The organism is Pandoraea sp. SD6-2, from assembly GCF_000389825.1.
Lineage (GTDB): Bacteria > Pseudomonadota > Gammaproteobacteria > Burkholderiales > Burkholderiaceae > Pandoraea > Pandoraea communis.
Map to the genome: position 1 here is coordinate 1 of NZ_KB944430.1, position 20753 is coordinate 20753.

Annotated in this window: 8 protein-coding genes and 1 rRNA gene; all 9 read right to left on the minus strand. The window is 64.7% G+C overall.

Translation table 11 applies throughout. The annotated features are described in order from the left end of the window. A 16S ribosomal RNA gene (locus tag C266_RS07430) occupies window positions 1-62 on the minus strand; the annotation flags it as partial. Between the two features lie 590 nt (window positions 63-652). Continuing rightward, the gene (locus C266_RS07435; RefSeq protein WP_168162879.1) at window positions 653-13813 is read right to left on the minus strand and encodes a filamentous haemagglutinin family protein; all 13161 of its coding nucleotides are present in this window, start codon (window positions 13811-13813) and stop codon (window positions 653-655) included. 207 nt (window positions 13814-14020) lie between these two features. After that, window positions 14021-15037 (minus strand): FecR family protein, encoded by a 1017-nt coding sequence (locus C266_RS07440; RefSeq protein ID WP_010808888.1) that lies wholly within the window; start codon window positions 15035-15037, stop codon window positions 14021-14023. A gap of 76 nt (window positions 15038-15113) precedes the next feature. Continuing rightward, window positions 15114-15629, minus strand: coding sequence for an RNA polymerase sigma factor (locus C266_RS07445; RefSeq protein WP_010808889.1), 516 nt, complete (start codon window positions 15627-15629; stop codon window positions 15114-15116). After that, window positions 15630-16343, minus strand: a complete 714-nt coding sequence (locus C266_RS07450; protein ID WP_010808890.1) for an STN domain-containing protein — start codon at window positions 16341-16343, stop codon at window positions 15630-15632. 392 nt (window positions 16344-16735) lie between these two features. Next, window positions 16736-17338, minus strand: a complete 603-nt coding sequence (locus C266_RS07455; RefSeq protein ID WP_010808891.1) for a YbjN domain-containing protein — start codon at window positions 17336-17338, stop codon at window positions 16736-16738. A gap of 72 nt (window positions 17339-17410) precedes the next feature. Further along, window positions 17411-18154 (minus strand): hypothetical protein, encoded by a 744-nt coding sequence (locus tag C266_RS07460; RefSeq protein ID WP_036662018.1) that lies wholly within the window; start codon window positions 18152-18154, stop codon window positions 17411-17413. Between the two features lie 10 nt (window positions 18155-18164). Further along, entirely contained in the window at window positions 18165-19949 is a 1785-nt protein-coding gene (locus tag C266_RS07465) for a putative porin (RefSeq protein WP_246831154.1), read from the minus strand. 74 nt (window positions 19950-20023) lie between these two features. Continuing rightward, window positions 20024-20749: an energy transducer TonB gene (locus tag C266_RS07470; RefSeq protein WP_010808894.1), complete on the minus strand. Its 726-nt coding sequence runs from the start codon at window positions 20747-20749 to the stop codon at window positions 20024-20026. Window positions 20750-20753: the final 4 nt, after the last annotated feature.

The following is a 20753-nucleotide window of genomic DNA, read 5'->3' on the forward strand; positions in this document are numbered from 1 at the left end:
ACTTGCATGTGTAAGGCATGCCGCCAGCGTTCAATCTGAGCCAGGATCAAACTCTTCAGTTTAAACCTGTTACTGTTTTCGGTTTTTCGTGATAAATCACTCGAACCGGTCGCTCTCAAAGTATGCTGACAAGTTAATTACTTAACTTACCTATTACTATGTGAGCCTCAATAAATTTAAAGCTAATCTGCCGTAGCAGACGCACCATTCATCGAGTGCCCACACTTATCGGTTGTTTAATTTTTAAAGATCAATCGCTTCTAACTTCGCTTCGTCGCACACTTACCGCGCCGTCGCTTCGTTTTCTGCGTCGCTGCATCAGCAGCAGAGAAGTGAGATTATGTCGCAGCTTCTCGTCGTCGTCAACAGTTTTTTTCGCTTTCTTCGCTCGTCGCCGCAGCAACTCACAAGCGCCAAACCCTCTGACCACCGGGCTTTCCAGCCCGTCGCCCCAATCCGCTTCGCCGCTTTCGCTGCGTCGCCGTCGTTGCGAGAGACGAGATATTAGTCACCTTCGCCAAACTGCGCAAGCCCTTTGTGAAATTATTTTGAAGAGCCAGCAAATTCCTGCCGTCAGCTTCTCTATATGTCGTGGGCCACGCCTCACCGTGTTCCGAACGACTCCCCCACAACGGGGGGAGTCGTTCCGGCTTCAGCGCATCAGGTTTTTCCGCTCTGTGGGCGTAAGCGCCTGCGACTGCGATTCACTCAGATTCATCTGTCCGAGCACCTGCACGGGCGACGCCGGATCGTAGCGCAACGCCCGCCCGCCATCGGCACGCGGTTTGCCAGTCGCATCGCTCGACGTGCCCACGTCGAGCAAGCGCACCGAGAAGATCGACGGCTGATTCTGCCGCGCCGACGCCCGATCGCGAGATACCGCATCCTGTGCCGCAGCCGCAGCCTGTGCCGCCGTTGAACTGGCATTCGTGAGCGCGCCGACATTCACAGCAGCAATGGCCGGGATGCCGACGGACTTGCCCTGCACCTGAATGTTCTCGGCGTTCATGACCCGCAGCGCCGCGATGTTCACGTTACCGGACACCCGAATCCCCGCCTCGCCCGCATCGATCGTGCCCAGCGGCGCAATCAGATCGATGTCGCCCGGCGGAATCTCCGGGATCGGGTTCAGCGTAGCGATGCCAGCGCCCGTGTTCGGTGTCGTCGGCGAAAGCGATACCAGCCCCAGGTTGTCGTAGACGCGACGCTGCGGTGTGTACACCACCGTCGACTTCGAACCGCGGCCCGCGTTGATATCCCCCAGCGCCGACCACGCCAGAATATTGCCGCCGAACGTCGTGAACACCCGACTCTGACCAAGCAGGATGCTGTCACGCGCATACATATCGACGTTGCCACGTCCCTGCGTGAGCACACCCGAGCCCTCACCCGGCACGAAGCCGCCATCCACGCCGACGAGCATGCGTCCCCCCGGCGTGAGAATGCTCACCCCGCCACCGAAGTCCGTATGAATGCCGGCATCCTGCACTTCGTAGTGGGGAACGTCGTACGCAGGGCTACCCCGTGCAGCCCATTGCGCCTGCGTCAGATACTTCACGCCGGGCCGCGGACGCGTCGTCGCTTCCCGCCCGATGTTCTGAAGATAGTAGAGCGCGCTGCTGTACATCGTGAGACTGCCGTCATACTCGGTCGAGCCGCCCGGGAAAAGCGTAGCGATGGCTTCGCGCCCGCGCAGATAGCTCCCCGCACGCGGGCCGCTAGCGTCGTTGTACTCACGCCCGGATGCCCGCAACTCGGCGAAGTACACATCGCGCAAATACGCGCGTTGCTGTTCGGCCGGAAGCGCATCGAAGAACTGACGTGCGTCCATCGACGCCGCGTCGAAATGCACGCCCAGACCATTGCGTCCAGCGAAGCGTGTGGCCAGCCAATTCACGAGATACAGTTGGCTCTGCTGTGCGAATTCGTTGCGCAGATCACGCTTCGCCGCACCGCCGGTGCCGCCCGCCGCCTTGCTCGCCGCGTCGAGTTCCGTCTGCTTCTTGACGAGGAAGGCATCGGCACCGGCCGCATTGCCGTCATAACCAAACTCCTGATGCAGCCATCCCGAGAGCGTAAGCTCCCCGCCATAGACGACCACGGCCTTGCCCGGCTGATTGGCGAATGGCCGAGATCCGTCCGCCAGGTTCGCCGCATCGAGATATCGAGCCGCGAACGCCTTGAAGTCGATGCCGTCGAGCCCCTTCGGCCCCACACCGGCCGCCACCGCAATCGCCGCCCCGTTGCTCCGGTCGCCCGGCTTGACGTTGGCGAGCGCGCCGAGACTGCGCAACTCGGCCTTGTCGCCCATGAAGACGTTGCGCCCCGCCGTGACTTCCAGCAGCCCCGGGCCGGCCACGTAGAACGTGCTGTAAAGAATATCCCGTCCCGCCGACACGACCGAAACATCGTCCGCCGAGTTCTGCACGATCAGATTGCCGCGCATCGTCGCGCTCGACGCACTCACCGGTCGCCCCGGATTGTTGACCGGGTCCTGGAAGTCAGGCGTGGTGCTCCACCCGGCGAAATCTGCATGGGTGCTCAGATAGGTGCCGAGCGGCGTTCCCGAGTTGACGATGTCTCGTCCTGCCCGGATCGCCACCGCGCCGTTGCCCTCGTACCACGTCGGCTGGGTGCCCGGTGCGGGCAGTATGCTGCCACGATAGTCGATGCCCCCCGTCTGCAACCCGACGATGTCGCCAGCGAGCGCATAGAAGCGTGCAGGCGAAATACCGGTGAAGTCATAACCGGACACGGTTGCCGGGGTCAGGCTGAACATCGGAAACTTCGTTGCCGAGTCCTGACCGGGGGAGGTGATGATCTGCGGCGCGAGCGCGTCCTGTCTGACGTTCGTGAGATACACGCGGCCAAACCATGCGCTACGCACGCCACCGGCAAACCCCGGATTTTGCGGCGTAGGCAAGGCCGCCGGATCCGCCGCCGAGCGACTGATCGGAAAGCCGGACCCAAGCAGCGACTGGCCCGCAATCATCTCGAGCGCCCCGCCATCGGCAGCGACCTTGAACAACGAGCTGACAGGCTCGGGCGCCAGCAACGCGGGAGTATCGCCGATGGTGGAAACCCCGGCCGCATCGCGAATACCCGTTGCCGAATAGCCGTTGTAAATGCTGCCGCTCGCCGCCACAGCACGAAGCGTCGCGGGCAACACGAAGCGGCCATCGGTCGCCGCATAGTTCGCCCCCTCGCGATTGTCGGCGATGGCCGTAAGGGGCGAGAGATTCCCCCCGGCACTGAACAGGTCAATGGCGGTCGACGGCGTCCACAACGTGAACCAACTGTGGCCCTCGCCGCCGTAGTTGACACCGGCAGCCGAGAACGGCGTGCCGTTGGTGCGCTGCTGCAAGCGCGTGGCATCGCCGTAGCCGCCGATCACCAGATCGCCACGCGTGTCGATACGAGCGGTCGAGTCGCCGAGCACCAGCGTCGGGCCGCCGGTCGCGAACGCCGTCTGCGCAGTGAACACATCGCGCGCCCGTGCTTCGCGCAAGTCGGGAACACCGAATAGCGTGTCGACGCCGCCAAGCGCGCCCGCCTCTATGCGCGTGGCGCCACGCAGATTCGTGAACGTGCCATACAACGCCAGATTGCCGTTGCGCCATGCCGTCGAATCGTTCACGACGCTGTTGGCCGGTGCGACGGCGCGCACTTCGCGCACCGGATTCAGCCCGCCGCCGATACGCACGTCGAGATCGCCACCGCCCGTCAACTGGATCTGCGAACCATCTGCAGATACCCGCCCGGTGCTGCCGACCGACACATTCAGGCCCTCGCTGCGAGCCAACGCGAGCGTGCCGTCGGAATTCCCCGCCCCGATGCGTGACTCCAGCATCCCTGCGTTGCCACCGGCTTCGAGCACGACATTGCCGCCGCCGAGCGTGCCAAGTCCGGTGAAACCGGTCAGGAACGGCGCCAATTCATACACCGCGTAGCCGGCTTCCTTGCCGAAGGTGTAAGTCCCGAAGTTGATCCACCAGGCAGTGGGCACGCCACCCTGCGCAATCGCGGAGCCCGATCCCTGCCGCCACAGCCAATTGCCCACGTTGCCGGAATCCGGAACGGCTCGCGGCACACCAAAGCTTGTCGCGCGTTGATACCGGTCGCGCGTCCCGACCGTGTCGCCACGAATATCGCCCTGAGCGCGCACGAACAGATTGCCGCCGTGCTCCGGGTACCACGCGGTGTAAAGGCTCTGCGTACCGCTGACGTATGTCTCGAATGGCGCACCTTCCGCGCCAAGCACGGAGGCGTTCTTGAGCTTGGCCCGTGCGAGGTTATAGGCGCTCGTCACATCGCGCGCCTGTGTGCCTGCCGTATAGACCCCGAACGGCGAGTTCATCGTGAAGTTACCCGCCGCGAGCATGTCGAGATCGCCAGTGCCGGTGCGCACCACGCTGAAGACCGGTTCGCGAGCGGGCTGCGTCTTCGTGTCGTACTCGGCAGGAATACCCGGCGTCACGAGGTGGAACGCGTCGTAGTACCCGTTCCACATGTCGATATCTGCGGCCGAGGCAATGCCCCAGGCATCCAATTCGCCCTGCGTCACGATCTCGCCTTCGACACCGCCCAGTTGCCATGCATCCGGCCCCCAACGGTAGACACCGAGCGTGCCGGTCCCTGGCCTGAGCACACTGAGTTCGCCCATGCCGTAATGAGTGTCCGAGAGAATCAGGTGCCCATCGGACCCTAACGGTTGCAACGCACGCGGATCGGCCGCCGACGTATCGGCCCCGGCGACCAGTCGCAGCGACCACGATGCGGAGCCCGCCTGAAGCATCGGCGCAATCGCGTGGAGCTGTCCCTGATTGCCGTCGGCATCCGCCGGGCGAACATTGACGAACAACACATCCCCTGGCAGTTTGACGTCGGTCTCGGCCGGGATGATCGCACCCTTGCGCAACGGCACATCGACCGCGAGCTTGAAGTTCACCGGCATCACGGCGCCCGCAGGCCATCGCATCGCGCCGACAGACGTCTCCGAGGGTAACAACATCCCGGCATCGAGCTGCATGCCGGCATGCAAGGCCAACGCCGACGTCAACGCCGTACCGGCCGGATACACCACGTTGCCCGCCGCATCGCGCACGGCGGCTCCGAGCACGGTGCCGGCAGGCAGCGTGAGATCTGCGCCAAGTGTTGCGCGTGCAGGCAGACGCGTGCCAGCAGGCAGCTTCGCTGCCGCGACCTGCACGTCGAAGTTGAGCTTGCGCTCCGCCGGGAACACGGTGCCAGCGGCGAGCGTCACCAGCCCGCCCACCGGCACCACGGCATCGCCGCCCCACCCCGCTTTTCCGCTGATCAGCACCCACCCCTTGTTGTCGACGTTCGGCGTGAGCTTGCTGGTATCGAACCCGTCGGTCAGGCTGCCGAAGACGTTCAGATTGCCTCCGGCGCGGATCGTCAGCGCGCCCGCTTCGCCGCTGCCCCAGACACCGGTCTTCTGCGTATTCGGATTCAGGCTCGCGTAACGATAGCGCGACATGTCGATGTCACCGTCGAGGTGAATATCGCCATTGGGCGTCGCACTGACGATCTCGACACCCGGGCGCAGATGGAAGGCGTCGGTGTAGCGGCGCAATCCGGCCAGACGGGCCAGCAACGCGCCGTTGGCCAGCGCGTTCGACATGAACGTCTCGTTCTGCCCGTGAAGCGTGTCCAGATAAGCCTGACTGACGACCTGATACGGTCGGCCGTCCACGGCGACATCGGTGCCCGCCGGCGCATGGGTGTCGCGGAACATTCCGTTGACCGTGATGGAGCGCGCACCGTCGATCACCACGTTGCCACCCGCGTCGATGGCGATGTCGTTGCCCAGCGCCTCGTTCGCACCGCCCAACCGTTTGGCACTAATCTCGACCGTGCCTGCCGAGAGCGAAGCGCCATTCTTGTCGTTCGTGCCGGCACGCACGTCGAGTCGCGCCCCATCGGCCAGCACTACCCGCCCCTGATCCCCGTTGATCTCGATGACCGCACGGTTGGACGCCTCGATGGGCTGACCGTAACTGTCCAGGCGTAACGTCGTGCTGTGCGCATCCAGCACCGCGTTGCCGCCGACCGTCACGCCGTCGCGCGCCGACAGGCGAATCGTGCCTACCTGCGCGCCGCTCGCGTCGACGCGTCCGAGCACATCGAGCCGCCCGCCGTCGATCGACAGCGTGATCTCACGTGCCTTGAGTTCGTCGCCAATGACGAGATCGCCCTGCTTGATCTGGAAGTTGCGGCTGCCGAAGACGCCGCCTTCGGTCAGACGCGCATTGAGCGCGGCGAAGTCGTCGATGCGTTGTGCCCGAATATCCACGCCGCCTGCCGTGAACGGGACAAACGTGCCGCCCGCGTCGTAGCGCCCGCTGGCACTGCCGAGCAGCTTGCCGGCCATCGACACAACACCGCCCGTCGGCGCCAATGCGGCTACCGTGAGCTTGCCCGCCCGGTTCTCCACCGCCGACAGATCGATGCGCGACCCGGCAGCCTGGCGCACGTTGCCGTTCGCGCTCGACACCCCCACATCGCCGCCCCAACTGTATTTGCTAGTGTCGAAGAAATCGAGCTTACGTCCGGCCAGATCGATTTGTGCGCCGTCACCGAGCATCACGTCACCCTGTGCGGCCACCGTCAGGCGGCCGCTCGGCAGTACGACATTCGTGTCGACGGTGGCTGCGCCACCCGCCGTCAGCCCAACCTCTGCACCCAGTGCGGCCACCAGCATGGCATTGTCGATCACGGGTTTCGCACGCGCACTGGCGTTGGATACCGACACATTGCCACCCGCGATGAAACGGTTCACCGACCCCGCCGCGCCGGTGAGCAGCGGCGTATCGATGACGATGTCGCCACCGCTGTAATCGAAATCCTGCTTCTGATCGTTCCACGCGTTTTGCGAGCGATAGACGGACAGGCTGCCCTTCTGGTTGGCACTCACGCGCTCACTGGCGTTGAGCTCGACTGTCGAGAAACCGACAGTCATACGGTTCATGTCGTGGTTGACGTCGCGCTGCGTGGCTGCCCCGAAGCCGAACTCGATCTCACGCGCATCGATGGACAGCCGTCCGCTGCCGGTGCCTGCCCCGCCCGCGACGATGGCCCCCGCCGGCGACTTCGAACCGGTCCATACAAGCCGGTCGGTACGAATGCGTGCGATCGCATCGCTCGCGCCGTATCCGAAGATCGCGGGCGTGCCCAGCACGAGCGCATCGATGGTCGACTTGCCCGTCGCTGCGTCGATGGTCGAGAGTTCGACAGAATCGTAGAAGTTGATCGAATCGCGGGCGATAAGAGTCAGGCTTTCCAGCGCGGGCGCGCCATAGAGCCTGTCGCCACGCATCAGTCGCGAAAGCACTGTCTGGTTGAGCGTGAGACCTTCCGCCAGACGTCCGGACGCCGCGAGTGCGTCGAGCGACGCCTGCTCGCCGACGTTGACCCGGCCGACGGCGAGCGACAACTGACGCGTGCCATAGCGCACGGCATCGGTGATCGTGAACCGCTTGTCGGTCGCCACCGCAATCGAACCTTCGGAAAGCAGCAGCGTTTCACCTGCGCATGTCGCACCCGCCGCGCAGACGCCGAGGTCGATGTATCCCGCCCCGGAATAATCGCCCGGATTGGAAGGCATCGGTGCGAGCATTGCGAGCCGCCCATTGGACACCGCCAGCACACCCGACGCCCCCGGTGCGTAGGTATACCCCATCGTGGAATCCCACATCGGCATGCCGTAGCCGAGCGTATTGATGCCACTGCCCTGTTCGATGGTGATGCCTTTGGTCGGCGTAGTCGTCACGAGGAAGACTTCGCTGGCGCGCAGCATGGCGCCGCCGCGCAGCACCACGTTATTCGTCTTGCCGCCGAACCCTGCCGTCGTGGCATTGAGAATCGACTGCGAGTTATCGCTGGCGACTACCGGCAATGCACCGATCCCGATGCGCGCCGCACCGATCGCGTTCAAATCGTCAGCCCTGAGCGAAGTCAGCGTGGTGTCGCCCTGCCGAGGTGTCGCACCGGCCCCAAGAATTTCGATGTTGTCGGCACTGACGAGCAGACTCGCGCCGTAGCCACCCTTGGCCGGTGCAACGTTTGCCGTGCCCTCGAATCGCAACGCGGGGGCGTTGCCAATCTTGCCCCGGTAGCTATCCGACAGGAAATTGAGATCGAGACGCTTGGCATCTGCCTCGATCAACGCACGGGGAGCCCCGACGCGCCCGCTCGTGGCACGCGCAAAGTCGGCGTAACTCATCTCGTTGTACTGCGAGTAGGTCCGCAGGACATCCGCCGACGTGAGCACGGCCTGGGTCGGCGTGGCATTGCGAATGCTGGTGTTGTTCACACGCAATTGCGCAGGAAGCGTCAGCGATCCGTTGCGCATCGCGACCGGCGCCAGCCCTGCCTGAGACACAGTCTGCGTCTGCAATTCGACGCGATATGCGCCGGGCAGCAACGCGAACGTCGACGGCAGCAGCGTGTAGGTACCCGCAGGCAGTCCCGGCACGCCTGCGCCGATGGTGATCTGCTGCCCGGCGAGCGGCGCACCGGCACCGTTCTCGCTCACGACAGGCGCATAGGCCGGTTGCGCGCCGGGCACGATCGCGTACACCGGATTGGATGAGAGCGACGGCAGACGGAAACTTCCCTTCGTGCCGGTCTGCACCACTTGCATGAGTGGCGCGAAACGTGCGTCGGTGGAGCCGCCACGTCCGGTCAGGAAGGCCGCACCGCGAATTTCGCCCCCGCCCGACAGATCGATGACAGCGCCCGGTTCCACAGCCAGCGAATGGCTATACACGATCACCGACGGTCCGCCGCCCGCCAGCGCGTACACCGCGTCGGCGGATGCGTTGAGATAGCTCAATCCGTCGAGCGTGCCGCCATAGGGCATCACCAGTCCGTTTGCACTCACAGACGTCACGCTACCCGGCAACAGATGAAGCATGCCGTTGGCCTCCGTGTTTATCAGCGAACCGAAGGTGATACCTCCCATCGGGGCGCGCAACACACCGCCCTGACGAATCTGCCCCGCCATAAAGGTCATCCTGCCGAACAACGAGTACGGCTGAGGTGCCAGCGTGTCGCCAACCCGCTCGAAGGTCAGCACACGATCCGGGTCCAGCATGGTCTGACGCACACAGCAATCGCTCGGATAGCTGCGCTGCCCCACGACAATCCTGGCGGTCGCGTTCTGTCCGGGATAGATCTGCACTGCGGCCAACGTCATGTCGCCGGGCGAATAGACTTCGGTCTTGTCGAGCAGACGAAGGTCACCGGTACTTCGCAACGCGACGTTGCCGAAGGCATCACGCAAGACACTGACGGGGGTACCGGCGTTGGTCTCGATGGTTCCCGCTGTGCCGAACTGCATCCGGCCCGATACATCGATGAGTGCGCCGTCGACTTCGAACTTGGCCTTCTCGGCCAGCGTCGGCACCCCGAGCATCCCGCTACCCTGCCCGGAGTTCTTCGAACCGCTCACCGGATTGGGAATGATGTAGTTGTCTAACTGCTGGCGCGTCGGGCCAGCCAGTTGCACGATGGGTGCCGTAAGCCTGACCTGTGTGTCCCGTGGGGCGCTCGCCGACAGGCCGAACGAACTCGCCGTCAGGCGAAGGCTCTGACCGAGCGCAAGATTGACGTTGCCGTCGAAATCCATCATCCCGTTCGCGAACAGCGCGAGGTTGTCGAAACCACCCGCCGTCACACGATCCACACCGATGCGCGCGCTACCCAGCGTCAGCCCGCCGCCGAGCGTGCCGGGGAGCAGTGTTTCCGAGAGCAGACTGTTGCCCTGCGTTTGCGCCACGATCATCTCGTGCGCGACACGTACGGAATCGTCCACCATGGGGCCGCGCAACGTCACGCGATCGACCATACCGTAGGCGAGCGTCTCCAGCACGACGTTCAGCGTGCCGCCAGCCGCACCTGCCCCACCGGATACAGCCTTCATGTCGCCGTCGAGATAGAGGCCCCGTGCCGACGCAAGAGAGATGACCCCGCCGTTGCTGACCACATGCGTGCGTCCCTGCCCCGGTACATCGACGTCGGCGGCCGTACCCGACGCGTCGAGCCGTGCACCGGGGCGCACGATCACGAACGCGTCGGCCGCTTCGACTTGCGCCGCACCCGCCACATACTTCGCGCCGATCTGGATGGTGCCGCCTGCAGCGACCTTGCCGGAAATCGCGCCCGAGGCATCCTGCGCCACGAACGCCCGTGACGCGACGTCGATCACGGCATTGCCCCCCAGCCAGATCGACGTCGGTGTGAACGTGCCCTCAGGTCCGTCATACCCGTCGACTGCGCTGAACGGACCGGGCAACAAGCTGACCGTGCCCGATGCTGCCCGTAGCGTGCCGAGCACCGTCATCTGCCCGTTACCTGTGAGCGTAATGCTGCGGCCCGGGTCGACTTCAATCCGAGCGCCTTCACCAACGCTCAGCTGCCCGCGCTTGCGCAGCGCGCCGGTGGAAAGCGCGAGATCGGCCCCGCCACGCTGCGTGATGGTGCCCTTCGCAGCATCGCTTTGCCAGACTGGGGCAAGGAAGACCGACAGTACGCCGGACAGGTCGCTGCCGCTGACAGCCTCGCCAGCGGCCCGTTTATCGATGTTCAGCACCGGCATGGTGACGTCGAGGCGCGTGTTATCGGCCACCGTCACACCAAGCTGGCCCGTCACGTCGTAGCGCGAAAACCCTGTCGAGAAGAGCGACGTGTTGAGCAACGTGCCGGACGAGGTGTCAAGCGGCGTCGGGTCACCGATCACCACACCGTTACCTGTGTTCAGTGTCAGCGAGCCGCCGCCGCTCACGCCGTAGGCGCGCAGCGCGCCGTCAAGATGCAGTTCGCCTGTGCCTTTGCCGCTGATGTCGTACTGGTTGGCGAGCAGAGAGACGTTGCCGCCTCTACCGCCGCGCACCGTGCCGCCCGAGAGCAGCGCGGCACCGGACGAGACATCGATGGTGCTGCCCTGCTGCACCCTCACGTCCCCGGTAGTCGAAAGCACGACACCACCGCCGTTGAGGTACGGCATACCGTGGATGCCTGCCTCGCCATCATCCGCCCGGCTCCACAGGCCGCGTGCGTCGAGCGTCACACCGCTCGCTACCTTTACGGACTGGCTGCCCGCCACAAGCGCAGGGTCCGTCAGGGGCGAATCGGCCCATGTGCCGTTGCCCGTTGCAGAAAGCATGCGCTGCACGACGTTGCCCGCCGCAATCGAACCGCCACGCGCCGTGATGTTCGCGTCGATGTTCACGCGCGTGGCGTGCAGGCCCACATCGCCGCCGTCCGCCACGCGAATGTCGCGCGAGAGCGTCACTTCATCGGTTGCCAGCAGCTTCACACCACCGAATTGCTGACGGTTGAGCCAGTCCGCATCGATGGTGATTTTCCCCGCGCGCTGCGCGTCAAGCGGACTCCCCTGCGCAATGGCTGCGGCTAGCGCCTGAACGTCGCCGACATTGATTGTGCGCACCATCGCCGAAGGGCTGTCGCGCAGCGTGAGCAAGGCGTCGTCGTAATAGGGCGTGAGCTTGCCGACGATCAACTGACCGGCACGCGGCGCAGCAAGCTGCGATTGCAGATACCCGTCGTAAAGCACTCGGTCGGCGGCCTGTGTCTGGCGCGGGCCCTGATAGACAGTAGTATCGACATCTCCTTCGAGCACGGCCGACAGACCTGAAACGATCAATCGCCCTGCATCGCGCCCGACCGTGTAACCGTTCTCCAGACGCTGCCCCGGTGCAATGAACGGGGTGGCATACGTCTCGGTGGTGTTCCTTCCCCACCGGGCGTGTTCGGCTTCGAAGCCCCGATACACGCCGAGGTACCGCAAATCGCCCGGCGCGTTATCAACGCGGTACAACTGCCCGTCTACACCGCGCAGCCAGCTTTGCCGGATCATGCCGGTCTGCACGTCGAGCGTGCCGCCGGCCAGACTGACGAGCGAACCGGGGCGCGTCACCACTTCCGCGCCGCCCAGTTGTACCGTGCCGCCCTGCGCCGCCCACTCGCCGATGCCATGCGACGCCGTGTTCAGATACCCGCTCACTTCCAGCAGGCCGCCTTGCGTGTACCAGCGGTCGGTGGTGTAGCCCTGCGTGCCCGCAGGCACACGCACCAGATAACGCCGGTCGATATAGACGGTCAGGTTGTTGAGCAGGTGCGTGTCGCGATTGCTCGGCGCATCGCGCTGCTCGTTGCCCTGCACGTTGACTTCGAGATTGTTCGCCGACATGGCGACCTGCACGCCCACGGCACCGGAGACGTCGAGCTTCGCACGCTCCATCGCCATGGCACGGCGCGTCGCCAGCACGTTGATCTGACCGCCCGTGGCGAGCGTGAGGGAATCGCTATCGAAAAGTACGTCGCCCGAGGAAACGATCTGCACGAGCGACTGATCCCGGCGGTTAAACAGCCCGGACTCCGCGACCTTGTCGGCCTCGGCCAGCAGCGTTGTGCGCTGTGCATCGAGTGCCGCATCGCCCGACGTATCGAGCACGATGGCATTGAGAGCGCCAGGGGCAACGCGCACCAGCGCATTGCTGTCACCACTCGCCGTCAGGTGAATCGTGCCGCGCGTATTGACCGAGGTGGTGGAGACAAGCACTCCGCTCTGCTCGATCTGGCGCGCCGCGAGCGTGATGTCGCCAAGCTCCGCCAGAATCAACCCGCTGTTGCTCACACGGCCCGCCGTCGAACCGGGCAACAGCTTCGGCTCGATTTCGTTGCCGCGCGTGCTTGAGTTCAGATTGCCGTCGGTGCCGACACCGCGCCGGATCACGAATGCATCGCCGCCGGCAACGACCGTCTGCCCCGAAGGGGTGACGATGGTGCCGCGATTGTGGGCTTCGCGCCCGAGCAGCAGCACATAGCCACCGCCTTCGGTCACCGATTGCGGACGTCGCGTGTTGATGCGTGCGCCAGCGTCCACCGTCACGTCGGCGGTCGCCCCCGTGTGCGACACGCTCGAGCCGCTCACCTGAAGATCGTTCGCAAACGTCGGCACCGTAGCGCCGGACACTGCGGCACCGTAGATGCCGCGATTGAACTGATCGTTCGTCATGCCAACGGCTGCCACCACGAGATTGCGCGTATCGACCTGCGCCGTTCCCGAGAATTGAATGCCGTTGCGGTTGACGATCATCACCGTGCCGTCGGCCTTGATCTGCCCCTGAATCTGGCTCGGACGCGCTTGCGGATCGTTCACGCGATTGAGCACGGCCCAACCCGGTTGTTGCACGAATTCGACCGTCGTGCGACGGCCCACGTTGAACGTCTCCCAGTTCAGAATCGCCTTCTCGCCGGTTTGCTGGATGGCCACCTTGGTGTTGCCCGCGGCATCGCGATCCTGCGCGATCTTCTTGTTCGCGTTGATCCAGCCGGCGGTAAGGCTATTCGTATCGACCTTCAGCCCCCCCTCGGCCAGCCCATCAGGAATGGTCTCGGGCGTCGCGGCGGCGGCCTGACGTGCTGCGTTCTGCGCGGCCTGCATCGCAGCGATGCCTTGCGCCGCCGTCGCGAGATTGGCGATGGAGTTCTGAACAGCTTGCGCCGCGCGTTGCTGTTGTTCACCCGGATTTTGCAGCGACGATACCGGCATGCCGTTCGGCAGACGGCCCGTCTGTGCAGCGGTGGATTGCGCCGCACCGCGCGCGGCAAACCACGCGTTGCTGAAGGCTTGCTGCGCGTGCGCTGCGCCGATCATGGCACTACTGGCAGCGAATACGGCCACGGCTTGAGCAAGCGGCCGGATGCGCGGCAGACATGCGCTGGCCCGCGTGCGAGTTGGTAGGGAAACTACGCGCTTGTGCATGGTCATCTCAATCCCGTCTGGCGTCTCGTGCGGCCGTGGGACGTTGTCTCGCGACAACGCCAGCGACGGCCCTGGCAGGTTTTCGTTCAAGCGATGCGAACGCTTGACGCTCTCGGGACTAAGACCGATCGGCGCGCGCCAATCGGCAAGGATTTATTTGAATCTTTCGTGACACGGTCAAGCCGCCACGAAGCGCGGCGCGCAGGGTCACCCGAGCAGAACGATCCCGCCCGGCAAGGTGTGTGCGGAGAGTTGCAGCGAGTGCTCGATCTGACCCAGCGCCACGTCGAGCGAGCGAATCGCAAAACGCCCCGTCACCGGACGCGCCGCCAGCTTGTCGTTCATCAACACGACCTTGCCGGGACGGTAGCGATTGATCTCGTCGATGACTTCGCCGAGCGGGACTTCGGCGAATCTCAGATAGCCGTCGCGCCAGGCCGGCATCTCGCCGTCGCCGACATTCACGAGCGATTGAAGCGCGTGCTCGTCGTAGACCAGTTGCTGACGCGCGCGCAATTGCACACGTCCTGCCGTATGCACGACATCGGCCACGCCGTCGATGCAGGTGACGCACACCCTCTGCGCCACGTTGCGCACTTCCACACGTGCGCGGTGCGCAATCGTGCGGCCCGCTCCCGCGACGATCTCGAACGGTGCTGCCGTTCTCGTGGTATCGACCGCCGCTTCGCCACCCAGCAGATCGATGCCGGGGGTGCTGCCCGCGCGCAACGCCAGACTGGTGCGCGTGCTCATTTCGACGGACACGTTGCCGGCCAGCGCCACGGTGCGCTGTTCGCCGGTGCCGGTACGGTAATCCGCATGCAAAGCGGCCGCCCCCTGAAACAGGCCAAGCGGGCCACCCATCGCGGCAATGCCGGCGGCGGTCGCGAATGCCCCGGCGGTACCCGCCAGCCACCAGCGACGGCGCGGATCGAAGCCGTGTCCGGCCTTTCGTTGCGGTATGGGCTGCTGAGCCGAAGCCGGGCACACGGCAGCCGCCGATGCGCTCTGATGGGCCGCTTGCATCAGGTGCTGCCACTGACGACGCGCATTCGCCAGCGCCTTCGCATGGCTCGGGTCGCGCCGCGCCCACTCGCGCAGCGCCTCGCCATCGGCGTGGGTCATCTCGCCGGACGCCATACGCCGCACCCAGGTCATGGCATGACGCTCAAGTGCATCGAGACGCCGCTTCGGCGGCAACGTGGCATCGGGTCGCAAACTCATGGCGTCACCTCTCGCATGAGACGGCAGGTCTCACTCCATGAGACGGCTTTCCCGCGCGCCATCGGCAATCGATCGTTCATTCTGACCTCGGCATGTGGGCCATGCAGTATTCGTGAGCGCGCTTCAGCTCAAGACCGACCAGCCGCGCAGACACACCGAAGCGACGTGCCACCTCCTCGTTGGACATCTCGTGCACCCGTACCGCGATGAAGATCGCGCGCCGGCGTGGCGGCATGGTGGCAAGCAAGCGTTCGAGCAGCGCAATCTCATCGCGCGCCTCCACCGTCTGTGCGGGGCCGGGCGCCGGGTCGACGAACTCGGTCATGAGCGCATCGATCTCGTCGTCGCTCATGTACCTGCGTTCGCGCTGCACGCGGTCGAACGCCATATTCATGGCGATGCGCATGAGATACGCACCCGGGCTCTTCACGTCGCTCTGGCGGTCGGCCCGATCGTCGAGATGCACCCATGTGTCGTGCAAGGCATCGCTGGCAAGTTCCGACGACCCGAGCCGCCAGGTCAGCTTGCGCTTGAGGTCCTCATAGCGCTGCGTCAGCAGATCGCGCAGGAACGCTCTGGGCGTGTCGACCATCTATCGCTCCGTCGTCGCCGCGCACGGCGATGGCACACACATGGCCGCGTTCGCCCGGCAATCGGTGGGTACCAGCAACAGCACGAACGGTTGCGATGTGTCGACGGGCGCAATGCCGACATCGAGCCCTTGCAAGCGGCGCAAGATCGCGCCATCGCGGCGACCGTCTCCCGTCGTATCGAGCAGGCGGACACGCGCCACCCGAGCGTTGGCATCAACCAGCACCGTCATTGCCAAGCGGTACTCCCCCGGCGAGAGCGACGGCCGCGCACACAGCGCCTGCAACACCATGCCTTGCAAACGCGCGCGGTAATCGATGCCCCCGCGTGTAGTACTGCGCACCGACTCGCCCGGCACATCCGCCGTGCCCAGTGGCGCGAGAACGAACGCGTTCTGCGCAGTCGCCTCGGCCATTACACCGGTACCTTCAAGAAGTGCGTCAAGGGCTTCGTGCGGCGAGTAAATCCCCGTCACGGTATGCGAGCGCCGCCCCTCGACCAGCGACGACGGGTAGAACACGGACATACGCGTGAGCGCATCGAAGCGGGCGAGCGCGTCCTTCAAAGGCATCTCCGGGAGATCAAACGACTGCGCCTGCGGCGGGGCCGCTGACGCACTTCCGCCCCCGATGCCCAGCGTGCCGCATAGCAACCAGCCCGCCAGAGCGCTCGCAGCCGCGAAGCGCAAACGTGGGGAGCGAACAATAGCGGTCATCTCGGGCGGTTGGCCTTTGCATGGCGGGCGTTCGGGAAAATCGGGGGGGGGACCTGTGCGGCAGGCAAAGCTCACGGCAACGCGCCAAGGCGTTAGCCGCTTCCCCGTAGGCCCGAAAAATAATTTGTAAGAATTCCTGAGAATTCTGGTGATCGATTGTGACGGTACTTTGACAGTGCCACCGATCGCCGCTCAATGTCTCGCCGCACCGCCCCGGAAGCGAGCGTCTCCAGGCCATGACGAACGTCGACAAAAAACACCCGTAATTCGCCCACGGGGTGCAGGCGAATTACGGGCCAACCAGTCGTCTGACTGGACGTGAAACAACCGCGCGCGGGAGGTTCCCGAGGCTCAGGCGAGAAACGCGCAATGATGCGCCGCGCGGCGACGCTTTAGTTAAGCGTCATCGGTACCTGCCCATCGCCGCTTGCGGGCGTGTCGCTCGGCACGGCAGCAAGGTCTTCGCCCAACGCCTCGGCACCGGCGGTCTGACCGGTGGCCTGCTGCGTGAAGTTGCGAAGATGCAGGAAGAACTGTCCCATCATCTCGACCCAGAGGCGCATCGAGAAATTCAGGAATTCGGGGGAAACGCCGCCTGCCACGATGACGTCCATCTCGAGTACAAGGAACTCACCGTGTGCGGCTACACGGGCGAACCGGCGCGAGCGGTGCCACTCGTTGATCAGACCTTCGGGAAGATCGCCGCCCTGAACCCGCAGGGGGCAGCTCAGCGTGAAATCGAGATACTGATCGGCGCCGGCCTGATTTCCCCAGTGCACCTGATAGCCGATGCCGTGGCTCGCGCTGTGCAGACGCGTAACCAGATCGTCTTGCTGCACCGACACCGCGCAACCGGCGGCACGAATAGCGTCGGCCACCTGGGCGGACGTGACAGACGTGATGATGTCTGCGGACGACGACGGGCGCGAAGACGTCGGCGCACCGGCCCGCTCGGCGTCGTGGTTGTCGTGTTGCATCGTGTTCTCTTCGTTCATGCCAGTGATCCTCGAACTATCGTTATGCGAATTCGGGACGAGGTGCGCCACCGACGCCCCTCGCCACACGCGTTATTGCTGCGATGCTGCCGGTGCCGACGCCGCTGCCGATTCAGCAGGCTTTGCGGCGATGGCGGCAGCAGCTTGCTGCTCGTCGAACTTGCCCTCATAGAGCTTATCGCCGTACTGCTGCGCGATCTGTTCGTACTTCACGCGAGCCTGGCTGGCGAACGGCTGACGCGCCGCGACTACGGTCGCCACATCCATCGTCTCGAACGCCGTCAGAATCTCTTGCCCGACAGCGTAAAGACGATCGTTCTTCTCCTTGCACATCGTGAGCGCAACACGCTGCGCCGCGGCCTCGTCGGCGAGATGCTTGCGCTGCGCATCGGCCTGACGGGCGAGCTTGAGCAGTTCGTCGTAGGCATTGCGGTACTGGGCAATCTGCGCGTTGGCCTTATCGGCCACCGCCTTCACCTCCGATTGCGAAGTCCGTGTACCCTGCGAGAGACGCTCGCGCGCCTGACGCTCTGCGGCCAGTTGTTTCTGCGCGTCCTCCAGCGCCTTCTTCAGCGCCTCCGGAGAGTCCTTGCCCGGCGCGCCGGCCGTTGCGCCACCCGCCTTGAGCGCAGCCAGTTCGTTCTTCGCCTGCTGGAGTTGCTCGGTCGTGCTACGCAGTTGCGTGCGCAGACGCTCTTCCATACTCGGTGCGCCCTGCGGCGTCTGTGCCGAGGCGGCCGAGCACACGGCAAGCAACACCGCGGCGGCCACACCCGACGCCAGACGCGACATCGCGCGTGGGGGCTGTTGACTCATGACCACCTCCTTAGAATCGCGCGTTGACTTCAATTTGCAGCGTGTCGATCGACAACGGCGCGCCATAGACTTCCTTCGTCGAGAGCCAACGGCCCGAGAGCCAGGCGTTCTTGTCGAAGGCGTACGAAGCGCCAATGTAGTAGCCCTTCGCGTTCGTGCCGCCACCATGGAACGTCGAGTCGTTGTAGGCATCGGGCACGGCATCCGGCTCGATACGCTTGTAGCCGAACAGCACGTTCCAGTCACCTCGCGACGCCATGACCGGCTTGCCGAAGGTGGCCTGGAACATATAGGCGTTCGGGCCGCTCTTGAAGTTGGCTCGCGTCGCGTCGCCCGCGCCGAAGTTGCTCACGATGCCGCCGTTCGCGCGCGCCCACATCTCGCCTTCGTTGTAGGCCAGGTTGCGGATGTAGTTCACGTCGAAGCGCAGCGGATAGCGGCCAGCCAGCACCGTGTCCCAACGGGCCGACAGGTCGAGCAACTGGAACTTCGAGGCATAGCCGACATACTGCGGTTGCGCCGTATTGGCCGGGTCAAGCGGGTTAAGCGCGATGTTACGCAGCAGCATGAGCGTATTGCCCTTCTGCATGAACGCCGGGCGCGACCAGTCCGAATCGCAGCTCGTCTGGCCTGCATAGAGCGCACAAGGCGACGACAATTGCCCAGTGATGTTGCGGAAGTCGAAGTAGCCGACCGTGCCGCGGAAGCTGTTCTTCGAGTCGAGCTTCCAGTTCGCGCCGAACTGCGTGCCCAGCATCCACTTGGTCTGGCTCGACATCTTGCTCTGGCTGTTCGACGGCGAGTTGTCGCCCGAGTATTCGAGCGGGATGAAGCCGAGCGAGCCGAACAGTTCGACGTTCGGGTTCTGCGGCAGCACCTTGTTGAACTGTGCAGCAATGCCGTCGACGTTCAGGTCACTGGAGAACAACATATCGCTCGTGACGTACGGCGGGGCGAAACGGCCGCCGGTGAACTTCACCCAGTCGAACGGCTGATACGACATCCACATCTGGTCGAGCCACACGCTCTTCTTGTTCAGGCCGCCGCCCAGCGTGGAGTTGGTCGAGACGGGGCTGTCGTCGTTGCTGGCGGCCAGCCGCACGCCGGCTTTCACCTGCTCGGATACGTCCGCGAAGATACCGAAGCGCGCACGGGCGCGGAACTGGTTGGTGCGGTTCTGCGTGGTGTTGAGCAGCGGCGGAAGTGCCAGGTTGGTGTTCGAGTTGACGTCGAAACCATTGCCCTTGTTGATCTGCGCCCAGTCGATCTGCGTGTTCGTGTTGCTGCTCGAGTAGAAGCGCGACTCGTTGCGCAGGCGGAAGTCGCCTTCGACGTGAATGCGCTTGGTCCACTCCGGCGTTTCGTTCGGTGCGGCCCAACCTTCCGTCTTGGCCTGCGCCATCACCTCGCTCTTCACCTCGTCGCGGATCTGATCGCGCGTGGTCTGCGAGATATACGGGACGCGCACATCGCCCGGCTCGCCGCCGGGCACGGCCGCCGCGGCCACCGCAGGCGTTGCGGCTGCCTTCTGCGCCGCCGCCGACGCCGCGTACGCTTCCGTTTCGGCTTGCGCAAGCAAGGCTTCGCCGGTGGTCTTGTCGATCGCGCCGCTCTTGATGAGGCCGCGAATCAGCTTGACCATGGCGGTGTCTTTCGGGGCAGGCTGCGCCTGAGCGTGGGCCAGGCCCGCGGTGCCCAGCAGCGCGAGCGCCAGCGCCACAGCGCCTGCGGTGCCCGCAGCGCGTGGCGCATGTCGGTGCGCGAGCGCGTCGGTCATACGTTCCAGTGCTTTCATTTTGTGTGTGACTTTTGCGTAAAAAGGAAGTCCTGCTTGTGCCGTATGCGGCGTGACGAGCGTCGTATTGCGCTTCATGGCCTGCGCCCCCGGATACTCATCGACAGCGGAAAGTGCAGCGACGCCGGCGGCTTTTCTTCCGCACGGAAGTCGCGCAACATCGCGAGCACCGCATCGTCGATCGCCGCGTTACCAGTGCCCCGCACCATCTGGGCGCGCGTGGCGCGTCCGTCGGCGTCGAGCCAGAGATCGATGCGCACGTCGTCGAACGCGAGCGTGCGAGTGCGCTGATCGCGTCCGAACGCCTGTTGCAACGAACTGGCAAGCCATGCGCTGTATGAGCGGCTGCCCAGCCCGCCACCGCCGCCGGTCATGCCGCCGCCACGGCCAGCGCCAATGCCGAACGCGTCGGTGCCGGCTTGCGCGTCGCCGTTGATCGTCACGGCGTCGCCGAGATCCTTGGTCGGGCTTGGCGGCGTGTCGTCCTTCGGCGGCTCCACGGGGTCGGCCGGCTTCGGCTCGACGACTTCGGGCTTGATCTTCTCCGGCTGCGGCTCAGGCGGCTTCTCCTGCGGCGGCGGGGGTGGCGGAGGCGGCGGCAGCATCAGCATCGGCGGGGTGTTGACCTCGCGGCGCGTGCTGGCCTTGTCGGTGAGCAAATGCCAGAAAAGGGCAATCAATCCGAGCACGACAAGGCCGCCAACGATCCATCCACCGCGCCGGCGCAGCTGTACGAGCACCGGACTGGGCGGTTTGGTGGCGGGCCGCACGGGGCGAGACGCGAAATCGCGAGGTTTCACGCTG

What these genes read in the sequence shown, in the direction of transcription:
- C266_RS07435 (WP_168162879.1), bottom strand. Translation starts at nt 13,813, where the DNA reads ATGCACAAGCGCGTAGTTTCCCTACCAACTCGCACGCGGGCCAGCGCA.
- C266_RS07440 (WP_010808888.1), bottom strand. Translation starts at nt 15,037, where the DNA reads ATGAGTTTGCGACCCGATGCCACGTTGCCGCCGAAGCGGCGTCTCGAT.
- C266_RS07445 (WP_010808889.1), bottom strand. Translation starts at nt 15,629, where the DNA reads ATGGTCGACACGCCCAGAGCGTTCCTGCGCGATCTGCTGACGCAGCGC.
- C266_RS07450 (WP_010808890.1), bottom strand. Translation starts at nt 16,343, where the DNA reads ATGACCGCTATTGTTCGCTCCCCACGTTTGCGCTTCGCGGCTGCGAGC.
- C266_RS07455 (WP_010808891.1), bottom strand. Translation starts at nt 17,338, where the DNA reads ATGAACGAAGAGAACACGATGCAACACGACAACCACGACGCCGAGCGG.
- C266_RS07460 (WP_036662018.1), bottom strand. Translation starts at nt 18,154, where the DNA reads ATGAGTCAACAGCCCCCACGCGCGATGTCGCGTCTGGCGTCGGGTGTG.
- C266_RS07465 (WP_246831154.1), bottom strand. Translation starts at nt 19,949, where the DNA reads ATGAAAGCACTGGAACGTATGACCGACGCGCTCGCGCACCGACATGCG.